The following is a 16,223-nucleotide window of genomic DNA, read 5'->3' as shown; positions in this document are numbered from 1 at the left end:
GAAAAAGGCGCCTTTTTACAGGCGCCTTTTTCACGGCCGGAATTTGTCGCTAATCCTGTGGCGAGGGGATTTATCCCCGATCGATCACGAAGTGATCGTCGTCAGTTCTAAGCCTGCTCACCCAAAGCCTCATTCACCACCACGCGAATGTTCGACTGTTGCTTAGAACTTGTAGCCCAGACCCACCATGTACACAAACGGATCGACATCCACATTCACCTTGGCACGGGTGCCCGGCGCCACGGCGTTGTTCTCGACAGTCGCGCGGGTGTCGATGTCCATGTAACGCACTTGGGCGTTGAGCATGATGTTGTCGGTCAGCATGTAGTCGGCGCCGACCTGCCAGGCCAGGCCCCAGGAGTTTTTCGCCTTGAAGTTGCTGAAGCCGTTGGACTGGGCTTCGCTGCCGACGTGCTCGTCATAGATCCAGGTGTAGTTGATGCCGCCGCCGATGTACGGCTGGAACGGCGACTTGGAATCCAGCGGGTAGTACACGACGCTGAGGGTCGGCGGCAGGTGTTTCAGCGTACCGAGTTTGCCGTTGGCGGCTGGCAGCGCGGTGCCTTTGATTTTCACGTCATGCTCGAACGGCGAGGCGGCCAACAACTCGATACCGATGTTGTTGGTCAGCATGTAGGCGAAGTTCAGACCCAGTTGGGTGTCGCTGCTCATGGTCGCCTTGCCGCCCAGGTTGGTGCCGCTCAACGGACCCTGATCGACCTTGACGCTGGAGCTGTCGGCTTTCGGGTTGACGGTGATCGCACCGGCGCGAACGATGATATCGCCGGCTTCGTGGGCGTGGGCGAGCGGGGCTGCGAGCGCGACTGCAAACAGCGCGGCGCTGAGCAAGGACTTGTTCATGGGAGCTCCAAAAGGACGTTAAAAATGTCTGATGTCCTATGGTATGAAGCCAACTGATACGGTCTTTTGACTCAGCTCAATGAAACAGTGATGGCGGGTTTATTTGTGGAACCTTGGCCGACCCCTTCGCGAGCAAGCTCGCTCCCACATTAGAGCTCGGTCAACTGTGGGAGCGAGCCTGCTCGCGAAGACAATGGGCCGAACAGTGCAGAATTACCGGAACTACTCCGGCAGCTCATACACATAAATCTTGTCCGCCGCCATCTGATACCCGGCATCGGCCAGTTCGCTGGTGGACGCCTTGACCTGCAACGGTCCCTCGACCCAGTACGGCTGATACAGCTCGTCGAGCTTCACGCCCAACTCGCTTTTCACGTGCACGATCTGGTTCGACGGCGGTGGCGGCACATGGATGCAGGCGCCGAAGTACGGCACCAGCAGGAAGTCCGTGGTGCGGCCCTCTTCGTTGACTTCCAGCGGCACGATGTAACCCGGCAGGCGGATGTTCTGCCCGTCGAGACTCTGCACCACCGGCGCGTTGGGCATGTCCTGTTTCGCCGCGGGCGCCGACTCGGCAGACAGCGCATCACTCATCTTCGACATGTCGTGCAGAGGCGTCATGTTCGGCACTTCCGGCGCGGCGTCCGGCGGGATCATCTCCGACCAGGTCAGGTCTTTCGGCGCCGCCGCCCACACGGGCAGGGCAACCAGCAACAGCAGCGCAAGCACGGCGCGGGGCATGGTGAACATCCTCATAAACGGATCGACAGGCCATCGGCCAGGGATTGGCGATACGCGCGCCAGGCCGGCACGCTGCCCATCAGCAGCGCGGCAGCCAGAATGCCACCGAGCAGCGTCCATTCATACTCGCTCGGCCACGCCAGTGGCAGATACAAACCGTAATTGGCCTGCACATAACCCTGCGCGGCGGCGATGCCGATGTACAGCAATGCCAGTCCGGCGATTACGCCGGTCAGCGCCAGGGCAAAGGCTTCCAGCACCAGCAGGCTTGCGATGTGCCAAGGCCGCGCACCGACCGAACGCAGAATCGCCATCTCGCGGCGACGCTCGTTGAGGCTGGTGAGAATCGCCGTGAGCATGCCGATCAACCCGGTCAGCACCACGAACAGCGAGACCACGAACAAGGCTTTTTCCGCAGTGCTCATCAGGCTCCACAACTCCTGCAAGGCCACGCCCGGCAGGATCGCCAGCATTGGCTCGCCACGGTATTCGTTGATCTCGCGTTGCAGGGCGAAGGTGGAAATCTTGCTGTTGAGGCCGAGCATGAACGCGGTGATCGCCTGTGGCGTCAGGTCCATGTTGCGTGCCTGATCCGCCGTGATCCGGCCGTTGCCGCGCGCCGGCACGCCGTTGTGCCAGTCGATATGAATCGCCTCCATGCCGCCGAGGCTGATGTGCAACGTGCGATCCACCGGGGTGCCCGTGCGCTTGAGAATGCCGACCACGGTGAACGGCTTGTCGTCATGCTTGACCAGACTTATCGCCGCCACGCCGTGGGCCAGCACCAGTTGGTCGCCGAGCTTGTAATGCAGCGCTTCGGCCACTTCGGCGCCGAGCACCACTTCGAACGGATCGGTGGCGAAGGCGCGGCCGTCGGCCAGTTCCAGGTGCTGCTGGCGGCCGTATTGGTAATGCTCGAAATACGCTTCAGTGGTGCCCATCACCCGGTAGCCGCGATGCGAGTCGCCGAGGGACATCGGGATCGCCCACTTCACTTTCGGGTTGCTGGCGAAATGTTCGAAGCTGTCCCAACGGATGTTGTTGGTCGCGTTGCCGATGCGGAACACCGAGTACAGCAGCAGGTTCACCGAGCCGGAGCGGGCGCCGACGATCAGGTCGGTGCCGCTGATGGTGCTGGCGAAACTGGCCTTGGCCTCGGTGCGTACGCGCTCGACGGCGAGCAACAGGCAGACCGACAGGGCAATCGCGAACGCGGTGAGCAGGGCGGTAAAGCGGCGGTTGGCCAGGCTGGCCATGGCCAGACGAAACAGATACATCTCAGACCTCGGCAGACGTGGCGGCGCGATTGAGCTCGGCCAGGGACAGGTGACGGTCGAACAGCGGCGCCAGGCTTTGGTCGTGGCTGACGAACAGCAGGCTCGACCCGGCTTCGCGGCATTCGGCGAACAGCAGACGAATGAAGTTTTCCCGAGCGTCGTAATCCAGCGCCGAGGTCGGTTCGTCGGCGATCACCAGTTCCGGTTGGCCAATCAACGCGCGGGCGGCGGCAACCCGTTGCTGTTGACCGATCGACAGCGAATCGGCGCGACGACCGAGGATGCTTTCGTCCTTCAGACCCAGGTGGGCGAGCAGGGTGGCGGCGGCCTGATCGACGCTGCCGTGGCGCTGTTTCGCCCGTTCTGCACGCAGTCTGGAGAAGTGGCAGGGCAACTCGACGTTCTCGCGTACTGAAAGAAACGGCAACAGGTTGAACTGCTGGAAGATGTAGCCGGTGTGATCGACGCGAAAGCGGTCGCGGGCGCCGGCACCGAGTTCGGTCAGCTCCTGGCCGAGCAGGCGAATGCTGCCGCGCCCGGGTTTCTGCACGCCGCCGAGCAGGCCGAGCAGGGTGGTCTTGCCACTGCCGCTGGGGCCTTTGAGGAACAGGGTTTCGCCCGGCTCCAGGCGAAACGCCGGGATGTCCAGCAGCGGCGGGTGACCGGGCCAGTTGAAGCCCAGGTCGGACAGTTCGATGAGTGCTTGGGTCATGGCACCAATTTCATGAAGTGAACACGTAACCCCTTGTGGGAGCGGGCTTGCTCGCGAATACGGTTGATCAGCCAAATCCATGTTGACTGACCCACCGCATTCGCGAGCAAGCCCGCTCCCACAGGGGATTGTCGGTGTGATCAGAATTTCAGGGCAGCCGCCTTGGCCGTCACTTCCGTACCTTGCTGGCCGTTCGGGCCGATCAGTTGTACCTGAATTTTCTGGGTGGCCGGGAAGGTATTGAAGAGGTTCGCCAGATTCAGAGTCTTCAAGGCCCCCGGTGCAGCGCAACTGAATTGGTAGTGCGCGTGGATTTCGCTGTGTTCATGGTGATGCGCTTCACCGCCCTTGGCGGCGGCATCGTGATCATCATCGTCATGGTCGTCGGCATCCGGTTTGTCGCCGAACAGCGGGCTTTCCAGTTCCTGGCTGGCGACTTTGCAACCAGCGGCGGCCGGCAGGCTGAACAGCGCCAGCGGGTTTTCCAGTTTGGCGCGGGCGGCGGCGACTTTGGCCTTGTCGGCGTCGCTGGTGGCGGCGTGTTCGAAGCCCACCAGGTTCATCGCCGGGCTTTCCAGTTCCAGTTCCAGGGTCTGGCCGTCGAGTGCGGCGTTCAGTCGGCCGACGCCATGTTCGTGGGCGCCGAGGCTGCCGTGCTCATGGTCATGATCGTGCTCATCGGCGGCATGGGCGATGGCCAGCGGCAACAGGGCAAACGGCAAAGCGAGCAGCAGACGACGCATGGCGGTCTCCGGAAAGTAAAGTGAAGAGTTTGTTATGTAATCTTATAACGAAAGTTCGCAGAGTTTGCCCGTGCGCTTGGCGTTGCACAAGTCCCGTGGGAGCATGCAGGTCAGAAATGTGCAGGAGCGAAGCAGATGTTGCGGATACGCGGAACCGTCGGCGCGATGCCGGTGGATTTGACGGTGGAGCTGGATGACAGCGATTGGGCAAAGCTTGGCGCAGCCCTTGGCGCGCAGTCGCAGGGCGATCAGCCTGAAGCGACATTGAGCGCGCCGGCAGCGAAACCGCTGAACCAGGACGATGCGTTGTGGCAGGTCGCGCAGGATCTGTTGCGCAAGGCCAGGCAACTCAGCGGGCCGGATCTTCTGGAGCAGCTTGAGGGCCTGACCGGCAGCGCGGCCGCAGGCAAACGCCTGCTGGTGCGCCTGCGCCACAGTTCACAGGTGAAAGTGGTGAGCGGCGGCGATACGCCGCTCTACAGCTGGAGCGAGTGAGCCGCAAAAGATCGCAGCCTGCGGCAGCTCCTACAGGTTCAGCGTTCATCCGCAAATACGGGTGAACACGATCGAATGTAGGAGCTGCCGAAGGCTGCGATCTTTTGATCTTAATAAAGCGCTGCGAAGACCTTACGACGGTAAGCAGTCACCAACGGGTGATCGTTGCCCAGCAGTTCGAACACCTGCAGCAACGTCGTGTGCGGCAGACCCTCGCCATAGCTGCGGTTACGGATGAACAGCTTGAGCAAGGCCTCCAGCGCCGCTTCGTATTGCTGACGCGCCAGTTGCTGGATCGCCAGTTGATACACCGCTTCGTCGTCCTGCGGATCTTTGGCCAGGCGCGCCTTGAGGTCGGCAGCATCCGGCAGATCACGGGCAAGTCCCAGGAACTTGATCTGCGCCTTGGCCCCGGCCAGTGCAGCCTTGTGCTCATCGCTCTTGACCGCGTCGAGCACGGTTTGCGCTTCGCCCAGTTCGCCGCGTTCGGTCAGGCAGCGGGCGTAGAGGATCAGCGCCTTGGCGTTGCTGTTGTCTTCGGTGAGCATCACCACCAGCGCCGCTTCTGCTTCAGCGAAACGCCCTTCATCGAACAGCGCCTGCGCCTGTTCGAACGGATCGGCGGCGGCCGGCGGCGGCATCTGCACATGCGGCTCAAGCAAGGCGCGTACGGCGGATTCCGGTTGCGCACCGGCAAAACCGTCGACTGGTTGACCGTCCTTGAACAGCACCACAGTCGGCAGGCTGCGGATACCGAAGCGGGCCACGATGTCCTGCTCGATGTCGCAGTTGACCTTGGCCAGCAGCAGTTCGCCCTGATAGCTCTCGGCAATGCCTTGCAGCATCGGCATCAACGCCTTGCACGGCGCACACCACTCGGCCCAGAAATCCACCAGCACCGGTTTGTTGAAGGAAGCTTCGATCACCGACTGGTCGAAATCGGCAGTCGTGGCGTCGAAGATGTACGGCGTTTGCTGACTCATGGGGGATCTCGTAAAGGCGTGGATGGGGCAACTATACGGCTTGGCGGGGTGTGGCCGGAAGCGGGGGCAGGTTTAGAGATGTGTTGCCTGATAGGACGCCTTCGCGAGCAAGCTCGCTCCCACATGTGGAATGCGTTACCCCTGTGGGAGCGAGCCTGCTCGCGAAGCTTTTAGCCACGCCGCGCATGGTAAAGACTGACATGCCTGAATTCTTCCGGCTCCGCCAGATCCGGCAGGGTCATCGCCTCAAGCATTTCGATGCGCTCATATAACGGATGACGAAAATCCCGAACCCGCGAATCCGCCACCAGAGCCTCGCGGCCACGGCTGAGAAACGCATCGAGCAGCGGCAGGTTCTCGCGGTCGTAGAGCACATCCGCCACCAGAATCAGATCAAAACGATCAGCCTCGGCAAAGAAGTCCGTCGAATAGCTCATCTGCACATCATTGAGTTCAGCATTGGCCCGGCACGCAGCAATCGCCAGCGGATCAAGATCGCAAGCCACCACCTCCAACGCCCCGGCCTTCACCGCAGCAATCGCGGCGATCCCGGAGCCGGCGCCGAAATCCAGTACCCGCTTGCCGCGCACCCACTCGGGAAACTCCGCCAGATAGCGCGCCACCGCCAGGCCGCTGGCCCAGCAGAAACTCCAATACGGCGGTTCGTGGAGGATGCGCCGGGTTTCGTCCGGACTGAATTCGCGATCCATGTTGTCGCCGTCGATCAGCCAAAGCTGCAAATCGGTACCCGGCAATGCACAGGCCTTGAGCCGGGCATCACCGAGCAATTCACCTAACGCCAGTTGCAGGTCGAGCGGTGGCGTCATGGTGCTTTGACAAATTGCAGTTGACCCAGCGCCTGAGTGGTCGGCTGGGTAATGGGTTGCGACGGCAGATGCAGGATCAACTGACCGGACTGCGTGGCACGGCCGCGCAGCTCAACCCGCGCGCCGGCGGGGAATGCTTCGGGGTTGAAACGCAGACGGAACGGCAACGCCTGGTTATTGCCTATCAGCGTGGAACTGGCGAGCAACTGTTGCGGGCGGGACTTATCGTCGATCACCAGCAACGCCAGTTCGACTTCGGCCCCGGCCGGCACGCCTTGCAGGGTGCCGCTCAGTTCCCGTTGATAAGCCGGCAGCGGACCGAGGTCAGCGGCTTCCCGGGCTTTTTTCTGCGCCTGCTGTGGCGCCGGGCCCGGCGTTGGCGGCTGCGGCTTGGGTTTATCGCTGCCACAGGCCACCAGCAGGGCGAAAAGACTGAGCAAAACGAGCGGTCGTAGCGGCATGGGCTGCTCCAGCAAAATGAAATCCATGGATCAAATGATCATGCCCGTCTGTATACCGCAAACCCTATGGCTTGTCTTGCCACCGGGATGCGCTACCATGGCCCTCCCTTTTTTTGTTGCCAGCCACCATGCACTGTCCCTTCTGCGGTGCCAACGACACCAAGGTCATCGACTCGCGTCTGGTCGCCGAGGGCGAACAGGTGCGCCGCCGGCGTGAATGCCTGGCCTGCGGCGAGCGTTTCACGACATTCGAGACGGCCGAACTGGTGTTGCCGCGCCTGATCAAAACCGACGGCAGCCGCCAACCGTTCGACGAAGAAAAGCTCCGCGCCGGCATGCAACGCGCCCTGGAGAAACGTCCGGTGAGCGTCGAGCGCCTCGAATCCTCTCTGGTTCACATCAAGCACAAGCTGCGCGCCACCGGCGAGCGCGAGGTCAAATCCCTCGTGGTCGGCGAACTGGTGATGGCCGAGCTGCAAAAGCTCGATGAAGTGGCCTACATCCGTTTCGCCTCGGTGTACCGGCGCTTCCAGGATCTCAATGAGTTCCGCGAAGAGATCGACCGCCTCGCCCGCGAACCGGTGAAAGAATGACCAGCGCCGCCGAGCAGGCGATCCTCGACGCCCACTTCATGGCGCGCGCGCTGCAACTGGCGCGCAAGGGCCACTACACCACCCACCCCAATCCACGGGTTGGCTGCGTGATCGTGCGTGACGGGCAGATTGTCGGCGAAGGCTTTCACGAGCGCGCCGGCGAACCCCACGCCGAGGTCCACGCCCTGCGCGCTGCCGGTGAACGGGCCCGCGGCGCCACCGCTTACGTGACCCTTGAGCCGTGCAGCCACCATGGCCGCACACCGCCGTGCGCCGATGCGCTGGTGAATGCCGGGGTTGCTCGGGTGGTCGCCGCGATGCGCGATCCGAACCCACAGGTCGCCGGGCGTGGCTTGCAGCGACTGACCGATGCCGGGATCGCCACCGAAAGCGGCGTGCTCGAAGCCGAGGCGCGCCAGCTCAATCAAGGTTTCCTGAAACGCATGGAACACGGCTTGCCGTTCGTGCGGGTCAAACTGGCCATGAGTCTCGACGGCCGCACGGCGATGGAAAGTGGCGAGAGCCAGTGGATCACCGGCCCGGCCGCGCGTTCCGCCGTGCAGCGTTTGCGCGCGCAGGCGGCCGTGGTGCTGACCGGCGCCGACACCGTACTGGCTGACGGCGCACGCCTGACCGTACGCGCCGACGAACTGGGTCTGGATGCCGAACAAACCGCACTGGCCATGAGCCGTCCGCCGCTGCGGGTGCTGATCGACGGGCGCCTGCGGGTGCCGCTGGACGCGCCGTTCTTCAAGGCCGGCCCGGCGCTGGTCGCGACGTGCATGGCAGTCGAAGAGCAATACGCCAATGGCCCGGAATGCCTGATCGTGCCGGGTGACGACGGTCAGGTCGATCTGCATCAACTGCTGATCGAACTGGCCAACCGTGGCGTCAACGAAGTGCTGGTCGAGGCCGGCCCGCGTCTGGCTGGAGCGTTCGCGCAGCTCGGTCTGGTCGATGAGTTCGTGATCTTCATTGCCGGCAAGTTTCTCGGCTCCACGGCGCGGCCGTTGCTGGACTGGCCGCTGGCCTATATGAAGGACGCTCCCGAGCTGAAAATCACTGAAATCCGCGCGGTTGGCGATGACTGGCGAGTCACTGCGACGCCAGTCGTTTCGGCGAGCGTATAATTCCCGGCCATCGCGTTAGCGCTGGCTTCGTTCTCAAGGAGAACCCCATGTTTACCGGCATCATCGAATCCATCGGCAGTATCCGCGCACTGACCCCAAAGGGCGGTGATGTGCGGGTGCATGTCGAAACCGGCAAGCTCGACCTGAGCGACGTCAAACTCGGCGACAGCATCGCCGTCAACGGCGTGTGCCTGACGGCGGTTGAGCTGCCGGGCAACGGCTTTGCCGCTGACGTCAGCCGCGAAACCCTCGACTGCACCGCCATGAATGACCTGAAAAGCGGCAGCCCGGTCAATTTGGAAAAAGCCCTGACCCCGACCACCCGTCTCGGCGGTCATCTGGTCAGCGGTCACGTCGACGGTGTCGGCGAAGTGGTGTCACGCAGCGACAATGCCCGCGCCGTGGAATTTCGCATTCGCGCGCCGAAAGAACTGGCCAAGTACATCGCCCATAAAGGTTCGATCACCGTCGACGGCACCAGCCTGACCGTGAACGCGGTCGATGGCGCCGAATTCATGCTGACGATCATTCCGCACACCCTGAGCGAAACCATCATGGCTTCCTACAAGCCGGGCCGCCGGGTGAACCTGGAAGTCGATTTGCTGGCGCGTTATCTGGAGCGCCTGCTCCTCGGCGACAAGGCTGCTGAGCCAAGCGCTGGCGGTATTACTGAAAGCTTTCTGGCCGCCAACGGCTACCTCAAATCCTGACTGAAGGGGGTGCCTTGTGGCGCTCAATAGCATCGAAGAACTGGTTGAAGACATCCGCCAAGGCAAGATGGTCATCCTCATGGATGACGAAGACCGCGAGAACGAAGGCGACCTGATCATGGCCGCCGAATGCTGCAAGGCCGAGCACATCAACTTCATGGCCAAGCACGCCCGTGGCCTGATCTGCATGCCGATGAGCCGCGAGCGCTGCGAACTGTTGAAGCTGCCACTGATGGCGCCACGCAACGGTTCCGGTTTCGGCACCAAGTTCACCGTATCGATCGAAGCCGCCGAAGGCGTCACCACCGGTATTTCCGCCGCCGACCGTGCGCGCACCGTGCAAGCGGCCGCCGCCAAAGACGCCAAGGCGGAAGACATCGTCAGCCCGGGGCACATCTTCCCGCTGATGGCTCAGGCCGGTGGCACCCTGGCTCGTGCCGGTCACACTGAAGCCGCCTGCGACCTGGCGCGCATGGCCGGTTTCGAACCAAGCGGCGTGATCTGCGAAGTGATGAATGACGACGGCACCATGTCCCGTCGCGCCGAACTGGAAGCGTTTGCCGCCGAACACAACATCAAGATCGGCACCATCGCCGACCTGATTCACTACCGGATGATCCACGAACGTACCGTTCAGCGGATTGCCGAACAGCCGCTGGACAGCGAACTGGGCCAATTCAACCTGGTGACCTATCGTGATTCGGTGGAAGGCGATGTGCACATGGCCCTGACGTTGGGCACGGTTTGCGCCGAAGAGCCGACCCTGGTTCGCGTGCATAACATGGATCCGCTGCGCGACCTGCTGATGGTCAAGCAACCGGGCCGCTGGAGCCTGCGCGCCGCGATGGCTGCGGTCGCCGAGGCCGGCAGCGGTGTGGTGCTGTTGCTCGGTCACCCGCTCGACGGCGACGTGCTGCTGGCGCATATCCGCGAAACCGGTGAGCAGGCGGCGGTGAAAAAACCGACCACTTACAGCATCGTCGGTGCCGGTTCGCAGATCCTGCGTGACCTCGGCGTACGCAAAATGCGCTTGATGTCTGCGCCAATGAAATTTAATGCGATATCCGGTTTCGATCTGGAAGTTGTAGAATACGTGCCCTCCGAATAATGACCCGGTGAATTCGGCATTGTTGACGTAGAACGATTGTGGCGAGGGAGCTTGCTCCCGCTTGGGTGCGCAGCGCCCACAAAAGGGGGGCGCTACGCTGCCCAGCGGGAGCAAGCTCCCTCGCCACAGGTTCGTCATCGAACAGCAATGCGGTGTTTCCGGTCATGAATTTGTGGCTAATATCACTGAGGGATGCGTACGAAACGCGTCCCGGCTCTTTAAGAGATCTGACGAATGACCCTGAAGACCATCGAAGGTACCTTCATCGCCCCTAAAGGCCGCTACGCTCTGGTAGTGGGCCGTTTCAACAGCTTCGTGGTTGAAAGCCTGGTCAGCGGTGCAGTTGATGCCCTGGTTCGCCACGGCGTGAGCGAAAGCGACATCACCATCATCCGCGCACCTGGCGCCTTCGAAATCCCGCTGGTTGCGCAGAAAGTCGCTCAGAAAGGCGAGTTCGCAGCCATCATCGCCCTCGGCGCGGTCATTCGTGGCGGCACTCCGCACTTCGAATACGTGGCTGGCGAATGCACCAAGGGCCTGGCCCAGGTGTCCATGGAGTTCGGCGTACCGGTCGCGTTCGGCGTCCTGACCGTTGATTCCATCGAGCAAGCCATCGAACGTTCCGGCACCAAGGCCGGCAACAAAGGTGCTGAAGCTGCCCTGTCCGCTCTGGAAATGGTCAGCCTGCTGGCGCAGTTGGAGGCCAAGTGATTAGCGACGATAGCGATCGTTTCAACCCGCGCGATCCGAAACCTGCGGATGCCGGCAAGCCATCGAAAAGCGTCAAGCGTCGCGAAGCCCGTCAGCTCGCGACTCAGGCTCTGTATCAGTGGCACATGGCCAAGGCTTCGCTGAACGAAATCGAAGCGCAGTTCCGCGTTGATAACGATTTCACCGATGTCGATGGCGCGTATTTCCGCGAAATCCTCCACGGGGTTCCGGCGAGCCGCACCGAAATCGACACCGCGCTCAAGCCGTGCCTGGACATCGAAATCGAAGAGCTGGACCCGGTTGAACTGGCGGTTCTGCGTCTGTCCACCTGGGAACTGCTCAAGCGCGTCGACGTGCCGTACCGCGTGGTGATCAACGAAGGTATCGAGCTGGCGAAAGTCTTCGGTTCGACCGATGGCCACAAGTTCGTCAACGGTGTACTCGACAAGCTGGCTCCGCGCCTGCGTGAAGCTGAAGTCAAGGCGTTCAAGCGCTGATCAGCGCTTGATATCGCAATGGGCGAGTTTGAGCTGATCCGCAATTTCTTCGCCGCCGCGCCTTGTGCGCAGGGCGGCGAGGGCGTTGCCCTGGGGATCGGCGACGACTGCGCCTTGCTGGCGGTTCCCCCCGGGGAGCAGTTGGCGATTTCCACCGATACGCTGGTGGCCGGCGTGCACTTCGCCGATCCCTGCGATCCGTTTCTGCTCGGTCAGCGCTCGCTGGCCGTTGCGGTCAGCGACCTGGCCGCCATGGGCGCCACGCCCGTTGCCTTTACCCTTGCCTTGACTGTGCCGACGGTGACCGCCGATTGGCTGCAAGCCTATGCCCGCGGTTTGAACCGCATGGCGCAGAGCTGCGGCGTCGCGCTGGTGGGCGGCGACACCACCCGTGGGCCGTTAAGCCTGACCGTCACCGTGTTCGGTCGCGTCCCGGCCGGGCAGGCCTTGACCCGCAGCGGCGCACAACCGGGCGACCTGCTTTGTGTGGGCGGCGAACTGGGCAATGCCGCCGGTGCCTTGCCGCTGGTGCTTGGCCAGCGTGAAGCCGACACTGATATTGCCGCGCCGCTGCTCAGTCATTACTGGTCGCCGCAACCGCAACTCGGGCTCGGTCAGGCCTTGCGCGGCAAGGCCACCTCGGCCCTGGATATCTCCGATGGCCTGCTTGCCGATTGCGGCCATATCGCTCTGGCTTCGCAGGTGCGGCTTGAGGTTGAACGCGAGCGCGTACCGTTGTCCGATGCTTTAGTGGCGTTTCTCGGCCAGCGTGGCGCCGAACGGGCGGCGTTGAGCGGCGGCGATGACTATGTGCTGGCCTTCACGCTACCGTCCGTCGAGTTGCCGGCACTGCTGGCCGATGGTTGGCCGATCCATGTGATCGGGCGTGTGGCGCAGGGCCAGGGTGTGGTCCTGCTGGATCGCGAAGGACACGACATCACCCCGCAAATCCGGGGTTATCAACATTTTCAGGAGACACCGTGACAGATCACCCGAAACAGGTTCCGGCCGAATTCGTTCCGCCGTCGGTCTGGCGCAATCCCTGGCATTTCCTCGCGTTCGGCTTCGGCTCCGGCACCTTGCCGAAAGCGCCGGGCACGTGGGGTTCGTTAGTTGCGCTACCCTTTATTCCGTTGTGGCAGATGTTGCCCGACTGGGGTTACTGGCTGATGCTCGGGATCACCATGCTGTTCGGCTTCTGGCTGTGCGGCAAGGTCGCCGACGATCTGCGGGTACACGACCACGAAGGCATCGTCTGGGACGAAATGGTCGGGATGTGGATCACCCTGTGGCTGGTGCCGGAAGGCTGGTACTGGTTGCTCGCGGGGTTCCTGATGTTCCGCTTCTTCGACATTCTCAAGCCATGGCCGATTCGCTGGATCGATCGGCATGTCCACGGCGGCGTCGGCATCATGCTCGACGACGTGCTGGCCGGCGTGTTCGCCTGGCTGGCGATGCAGGGACTGGTGTGGATTTTCGCCTGATCCGGATTGTCAGGGTTAAGTGGGGAGACTAAGGATGGTTAGTCGCTGGCTGGCGCTGGTGTTTTTTACCTTGCTGGGCACTGTCGCCAGTGCGCAGGAAGCTGCGCCGACGCCCGCGGTCATCCATCTGGCCAGCGAAGACTGGGAAGACTACACCGCCGCTGACGGTCACGGCCTGGGCTGGGACGTGCTGCGCAAGGTCTTCGAACCGGCCGGGGTGCAACTCGACATCCGCACCGAGCCTTACACGCGCTCCGTGGGTCTGGCCCAGCGCGGCGAAGTCGATGCTTGCGTCGGCTCGTATAAAAACGAGGCCAGCGACCTGCTATATCCGCGCTGGAATTTCGACACCGACCACATCTACGCCCTGGGCCTGGCGAGCAATCCTTCACCGACCCCGGACACTCTCGGCAGCTATCGCCTGGCCTGGGTGCGCGGCTATGACTATCAGGATTATTTGCCCAATGTGCATAACTTTAACGAAGTCATGCGACGTACCGGGATCCTGTCGATGCTCACCCACAACCGCGCTGACTATTACATCGATGCGCAGACCGAAATCGATTACGTGGTTGGCCGGGCCAAGGATCCGACGCAGTTTCGCAAGACCCATATCGCCGAATTGCCGCTGTACCTGTGCTTCGCCGATACGCCGCAAGCGCGCACGCTGATGGCGCTGTTCGACAGGCGCATGGAGCAGTTGCTGAAGAGCGGCGAGCTGAAGCCGATTTTCGAGCAGTGGAAGCAGCCGTATCCGTTTGATACGCCCTGATTGCGAATCTTGTGCCCAACACTGTGCCCCCTGTGGGAGCGGGCTTGTTCGCGAATACGGTGGTTCCGCCAGCCTATTGCCGACTGACACGACGCCTTCGCGAGCAAGCCCGCTCCCACAGGGGGGGGCACGCCAACCGGGTGTTATCAAACTTTTTGATCGTTATGCCCGATAATTCAGCCTAAGCGCCTGCCGGAACCTGCTGTTACAATGCCGGCCTGCGAATCTTCAGACTTTTTAGATCAGGAGCACACAGGTGCCTGTCGTTTTTGTCGCCGCTTGCAAGCTGCCAACGCCTTTTGCGCAATTCACCATGCACGGTTTTCTCGATGAAGCCACCGGCCGCGAGCACGTTGTGCTGAGCCTGGGTGAAATTGACGACGGTGCCCCGGTCCTTGGCCGGTTGCATTCCGAGTGCCTGACCGGTGACGCCCTGTTCAGCCAGCGCTGCGACTGCGGCTCGCAACTCGAAGCGGCGCTCAAGGCCATCGCCCGCGAAGGCCGTGGCGTGCTGCTGTACCTGCGTCAGGAAGGTCGTGGCATCGGTCTGTTGAACAAGATCCGCGCCTACGAGTTGCAGGACGGCGGCGCCGACACCGTGGAAGCCAACGAGCGTCTGGGTTTCGCCGCCGACCAGCGTGACTACGCGATGTGCCTGCCGATGCTCGAGCATCTGGGCGTGAAGTCCCTGCGCCTGATGACCAACAACCCGCGCAAGGTCAAAGCCCTGACCGACATGGGCATCGTCGTCGCCGAACGCGTGCCGCTGCACACCGGCCATAATCCGCACAACAAGCTCTATCTGGCGACCAAGGCCAGCAAGCTCGACCACATGATGGGCAACGAGCATCAGGGCGAGGTCGACCGCGCGTGACCCGCGGTCAGGTGCGCCGCCGTCTGGCGGTCGATTGGTGGAAGTATCTGGCGTTGGCGCTGCTGCCGCTGTTCGTGCTCAACGCACTGTTCGGCCAATATGAAGCGTTTCTGCCGGTACTGACCATGCCGATGTTCATTGCCGGCGTGGCCTCGATGTTTGTCAGCCTGAAGTTTTTCGGTGGCTACAAACACGCACTGATCGCCACCCAGAAAGCCCTTGATACGCCTGCCGAGCCGGCGGCCTGGATAGCGCTCGCGGCCCGTCGCCGTATTGCGTTCCTCGCTGCATCGTTGCCGGCATGGATCGGTGCGCTGGCCGTGTTCGTCGGCCTCGAAGCCGTACCGCTGATGCTGCTGGCGCTGTCCACGGCCGTGCTGTTCTACCTCTATCGCATCCCGCGTCAACTCGGCTGATGCGTCGTCTGTGGCTGGCGCTTCTGCTGCTGGCCGTCGCCGGCCCGGCGCTGGCGAGTCTGCGGGTGGTCAGCCTCGCGCCTTCGCTGTCGGAAATCGTTGTCGAGCTGGACTCGGCCGATCTGCTGGTTGGCGTGCTCGATGCCGGCGAGCGTCCTGCCGCGCTCAAGGATGTCCCGTCAGTGGGCCGCTACGGTCAGTTGGACATGGAGCGTCTGCTCAGTTTGAAGCCCGATTTGTTGCTGTTGTGGCCCGGCAGTGTCGGCCCGGCGCAACGCGATCAGCTCAAACGCCTGAACATCCCGACCTACGTCGCCGAACCGCACAATCTCGAACAGCTCTCTGCACAGATCGAAGCCATTGCCGCGCAACTCGGCCGGCCTGAACGTGGGGTGACACTGGTGGCGGATCTGCGCCAGAAACTCGATGACCTGCGCCAACGCTATCGCCGGGAGACGCCGCTGACAGTGTTCTATCAAGTCTGGGACAAGCCGCTGTACACCGTCGGTGGCGGGCAGATCATCAGCGATGCGCTTGAGGTATGCGGCGCGCGCAATGTGTTTGCCGATCTGAGTTTGCCGGCGCCGCAGGTCAGTATCGAAGCGGTGTTGCAGCGCGATCCCGGGGTGATTCTGGGCGGTGATCAGGCCCAGCTTGATGCCTGGAAAGCCTGGCCGCAGGTGGCGGCGGTGAAGCAGGGGAAACTACTGTTGGTTACTGATAAAGGCCTTGAGCGCCCGAGCGGGCAGATGATCGAGGCAACCGCCAAACTCTGCCATCTGATTGCGCCTGACCGCTGAGACCGAGGTGAATTCTTCGCGAGCAAGC

General features: G+C 62.3%; 21 protein-coding genes. 13 read left to right on the top strand and 8 right to left on the bottom strand.

What is annotated here, in order from left to right; all coding sequences use genetic code 11:
• Nucleotides 1–162: 162 nt before the first annotated feature.
• The 5 genes from M0814_RS24340 to M0814_RS24320 all read right to left on the bottom strand — a co-directional run bounded on the left by M0814_RS24340 (nt 163) and on the right by M0814_RS24320 (nt 4,334).
• Nucleotides 163–861 carry an OmpW family outer membrane protein gene (locus M0814_RS24340; RefSeq protein WP_003228675.1) on the bottom strand — a complete coding sequence of 233 codons (699 nt, stop codon included), beginning with the start codon at nt 859–861 and terminating at the stop codon, nt 163–165.
• Between the two features lie 222 nt (nt 862–1,083).
• Nucleotides 1,084–1,602, bottom strand: coding sequence for a DUF3299 domain-containing protein (locus M0814_RS24335; protein ID WP_003228673.1), 519 nt, complete (start codon nt 1,600–1,602; stop codon nt 1,084–1,086).
• 11 nt (nt 1,603–1,613) lie between these two features.
• Nucleotides 1,614–2,879, bottom strand: a complete 1,266-nt coding sequence (locus M0814_RS24330) for an ABC transporter permease (protein WP_064589441.1) — start codon at nt 2,877–2,879, stop codon at nt 1,614–1,616.
• 1 nt (nt 2,880) lies between these two features.
• Nucleotides 2,881–3,591 carry an ABC transporter ATP-binding protein gene (locus tag M0814_RS24325; RefSeq protein WP_003228669.1) on the bottom strand — a complete coding sequence of 237 codons (711 nt, stop codon included), beginning with the start codon at nt 3,589–3,591 and terminating at the stop codon, nt 2,881–2,883.
• Between the two features lie 140 nt (nt 3,592–3,731).
• Nucleotides 3,732–4,334 carry a DUF2796 domain-containing protein gene (locus M0814_RS24320; RefSeq protein ID WP_003228666.1) on the bottom strand — a complete coding sequence of 201 codons (603 nt, stop codon included), beginning with the start codon at nt 4,332–4,334 and terminating at the stop codon, nt 3,732–3,734.
• A 135-nt stretch (nt 4,335–4,469) separates the two neighbouring features.
• Here M0814_RS24320 and M0814_RS24315 point away from each other — a divergent pair, with 135 nt between their 5' ends.
• Nucleotides 4,470–4,829 carry a hypothetical protein gene (locus M0814_RS24315; protein WP_103483867.1) on the top strand — a complete coding sequence of 120 codons (360 nt, stop codon included), beginning with the start codon at nt 4,470–4,472 and terminating at the stop codon, nt 4,827–4,829.
• Between the two features lie 110 nt (nt 4,830–4,939).
• Here M0814_RS24315 and trxA read toward each other — a convergent pair whose 3' ends face one another.
• The 3 genes from trxA to M0814_RS24300 all read right to left on the bottom strand — a co-directional run bounded on the left by trxA (nt 4,940) and on the right by M0814_RS24300 (nt 7,100).
• Complete coding sequence (gene trxA, locus M0814_RS24310) at nt 4,940–5,812, bottom strand: thioredoxin (RefSeq protein WP_103483866.1); 873 nt, start codon at nt 5,810–5,812, stop codon at nt 4,940–4,942.
• A 170-nt stretch (nt 5,813–5,982) separates the two neighbouring features.
• On the bottom strand, nt 5,983–6,639 hold the full coding sequence (locus M0814_RS24305) for a 50S ribosomal protein L11 methyltransferase (RefSeq protein WP_103483865.1): 657 nt from the start codon (nt 6,637–6,639) through the stop codon (nt 5,983–5,985).
• The gene (locus M0814_RS24300; protein WP_003228658.1) at nt 6,636–7,100 is read right to left on the bottom strand and encodes a YbaY family lipoprotein; all 465 of its coding nucleotides are present in this window, start codon (nt 7,098–7,100) and stop codon (nt 6,636–6,638) included. The genes M0814_RS24305 and M0814_RS24300 overlap by 4 nt, the downstream gene beginning before the upstream one ends.
• A 128-nt stretch (nt 7,101–7,228) precedes the next feature.
• Between M0814_RS24300 and nrdR the strand changes: the two genes are divergently transcribed.
• The 12 genes from nrdR (at nt 7,229) to M0814_RS24240 (ending at nt 16,195) form a co-directional block, all read left to right on the top strand.
• Nucleotides 7,229–7,693, top strand: coding sequence for a transcriptional regulator NrdR (nrdR, locus tag M0814_RS24295; RefSeq protein ID WP_003228656.1), 465 nt, complete (start codon nt 7,229–7,231; stop codon nt 7,691–7,693).
• A complete protein-coding gene (gene ribD / locus M0814_RS24290; protein WP_103483864.1) occupies nt 7,690–8,823 on the top strand; it encodes a bifunctional diaminohydroxyphosphoribosylaminopyrimidine deaminase/5-amino-6-(5-phosphoribosylamino)uracil reductase RibD in 1,134 nt (377 codons plus the stop codon). Before nrdR ends, ribD begins: the two co-directional genes overlap by 4 nt.
• A 47-nt stretch (nt 8,824–8,870) precedes the next feature.
• Nucleotides 8,871–9,533: a riboflavin synthase gene (locus M0814_RS24285; protein ID WP_103367225.1), complete on the top strand. Its 663-nt coding sequence runs from the start codon at nt 8,871–8,873 to the stop codon at nt 9,531–9,533.
• Nucleotides 9,534–9,549: 16 nt separating this feature from the next.
• Entirely contained in the window at nt 9,550–10,641 is a 1,092-nt protein-coding gene (gene ribBA / locus M0814_RS24280) for a bifunctional 3,4-dihydroxy-2-butanone-4-phosphate synthase/GTP cyclohydrolase II (protein ID WP_003228650.1), read from the top strand.
• Between the two features lie 234 nt (nt 10,642–10,875).
• Nucleotides 10,876–11,352: a 6,7-dimethyl-8-ribityllumazine synthase gene (ribE, locus tag M0814_RS24275; RefSeq protein WP_003228649.1), complete on the top strand. Its 477-nt coding sequence runs from the start codon at nt 10,876–10,878 to the stop codon at nt 11,350–11,352.
• A complete protein-coding gene (gene nusB / locus M0814_RS24270; RefSeq protein WP_003228643.1) occupies nt 11,349–11,849 on the top strand; it encodes a transcription antitermination factor NusB in 501 nt (166 codons plus the stop codon). Before ribE ends, nusB begins: the two co-directional genes overlap by 4 nt.
• Nucleotides 11,850–11,867: 18 nt before the next feature.
• Nucleotides 11,868–12,833: a thiamine-phosphate kinase gene (gene thiL, locus M0814_RS24265; protein ID WP_103483863.1), complete on the top strand. Its 966-nt coding sequence runs from the start codon at nt 11,868–11,870 to the stop codon at nt 12,831–12,833.
• Entirely contained in the window at nt 12,830–13,333 is a 504-nt protein-coding gene (locus tag M0814_RS24260) for a phosphatidylglycerophosphatase A (RefSeq protein ID WP_003228639.1), read from the top strand. The genes thiL and M0814_RS24260 overlap by 4 nt, the downstream gene beginning before the upstream one ends.
• A 34-nt stretch (nt 13,334–13,367) precedes the next feature.
• Complete coding sequence (locus M0814_RS24255) at nt 13,368–14,105, top strand: transporter substrate-binding domain-containing protein (protein ID WP_103483862.1); 738 nt, start codon at nt 13,368–13,370, stop codon at nt 14,103–14,105.
• A 256-nt stretch (nt 14,106–14,361) separates the two neighbouring features.
• Nucleotides 14,362–14,979: a GTP cyclohydrolase II gene (gene ribA / locus M0814_RS24250; RefSeq protein WP_003228637.1), complete on the top strand. Its 618-nt coding sequence runs from the start codon at nt 14,362–14,364 to the stop codon at nt 14,977–14,979.
• A complete protein-coding gene (locus M0814_RS24245; RefSeq protein WP_003228636.1) occupies nt 14,976–15,395 on the top strand; it encodes a hypothetical protein in 420 nt (139 codons plus the stop codon). Before ribA ends, M0814_RS24245 begins: the two co-directional genes overlap by 4 nt.
• Nucleotides 15,395–16,195, top strand: a complete 801-nt coding sequence (locus M0814_RS24240) for a cobalamin-binding protein (RefSeq protein ID WP_103483861.1) — start codon at nt 15,395–15,397, stop codon at nt 16,193–16,195. The genes M0814_RS24245 and M0814_RS24240 overlap by 1 nt, the downstream gene beginning before the upstream one ends.
• Nucleotides 16,196–16,223: the final 28 nt, after the last annotated feature.

Origin of the sequence: Pseudomonas sp. MWU12-2020, assembly GCF_023100605.1 — a bacterium.
Taxonomy (GTDB): Bacteria; Pseudomonadota; Gammaproteobacteria; order Pseudomonadales; family Pseudomonadaceae; genus Aquipseudomonas; species Aquipseudomonas fluorescens_H.
This window is presented reverse-complemented; position numbering and strand designations above follow the sequence as displayed.

Coding starts and splice junctions, on each gene's coding strand:
- thiL (WP_103483863.1), top strand. CDS start 11,868: ATGGGCGAGTTTGAGCTGATCCGCAATTTCTTCGCCGCCGCGCCTTGT.
- ribE (WP_003228649.1), top strand. CDS start 10,876: ATGACCCTGAAGACCATCGAAGGTACCTTCATCGCCCCTAAAGGCCGC.
- M0814_RS24325 (WP_003228669.1), bottom strand. CDS start 3,591: ATGACCCAAGCACTCATCGAACTGTCCGACCTGGGCTTCAACTGGCCC.
- M0814_RS24255 (WP_103483862.1), top strand. CDS start 13,368: ATGGTTAGTCGCTGGCTGGCGCTGGTGTTTTTTACCTTGCTGGGCACT.
- nrdR (WP_003228656.1), top strand. CDS start 7,229: ATGCACTGTCCCTTCTGCGGTGCCAACGACACCAAGGTCATCGACTCG.
- M0814_RS24320 (WP_003228666.1), bottom strand. CDS start 4,334: ATGCGTCGTCTGCTGCTCGCTTTGCCGTTTGCCCTGTTGCCGCTGGCC.
- ribD (WP_103483864.1), top strand. CDS start 7,690: ATGACCAGCGCCGCCGAGCAGGCGATCCTCGACGCCCACTTCATGGCG.
- M0814_RS24330 (WP_064589441.1), bottom strand. CDS start 2,879: ATGTATCTGTTTCGTCTGGCCATGGCCAGCCTGGCCAACCGCCGCTTT.
- M0814_RS24285 (WP_103367225.1), top strand. CDS start 8,871: ATGTTTACCGGCATCATCGAATCCATCGGCAGTATCCGCGCACTGACC.
- M0814_RS24335 (WP_003228673.1), bottom strand. CDS start 1,602: ATGCCCCGCGCCGTGCTTGCGCTGCTGTTGCTGGTTGCCCTGCCCGTG.
- M0814_RS24305 (WP_103483865.1), bottom strand. CDS start 6,639: ATGACGCCACCGCTCGACCTGCAACTGGCGTTAGGTGAATTGCTCGGT.
- M0814_RS24315 (WP_103483867.1), top strand. CDS start 4,470: ATGTTGCGGATACGCGGAACCGTCGGCGCGATGCCGGTGGATTTGACG.
- M0814_RS24240 (WP_103483861.1), top strand. CDS start 15,395: ATGCGTCGTCTGTGGCTGGCGCTTCTGCTGCTGGCCGTCGCCGGCCCG.
- trxA (WP_103483866.1), bottom strand. CDS start 5,812: ATGAGTCAGCAAACGCCGTACATCTTCGACGCCACGACTGCCGATTTC.
- M0814_RS24300 (WP_003228658.1), bottom strand. CDS start 7,100: ATGCCGCTACGACCGCTCGTTTTGCTCAGTCTTTTCGCCCTGCTGGTG.
- M0814_RS24340 (WP_003228675.1), bottom strand. CDS start 861: ATGAACAAGTCCTTGCTCAGCGCCGCGCTGTTTGCAGTCGCGCTCGCA.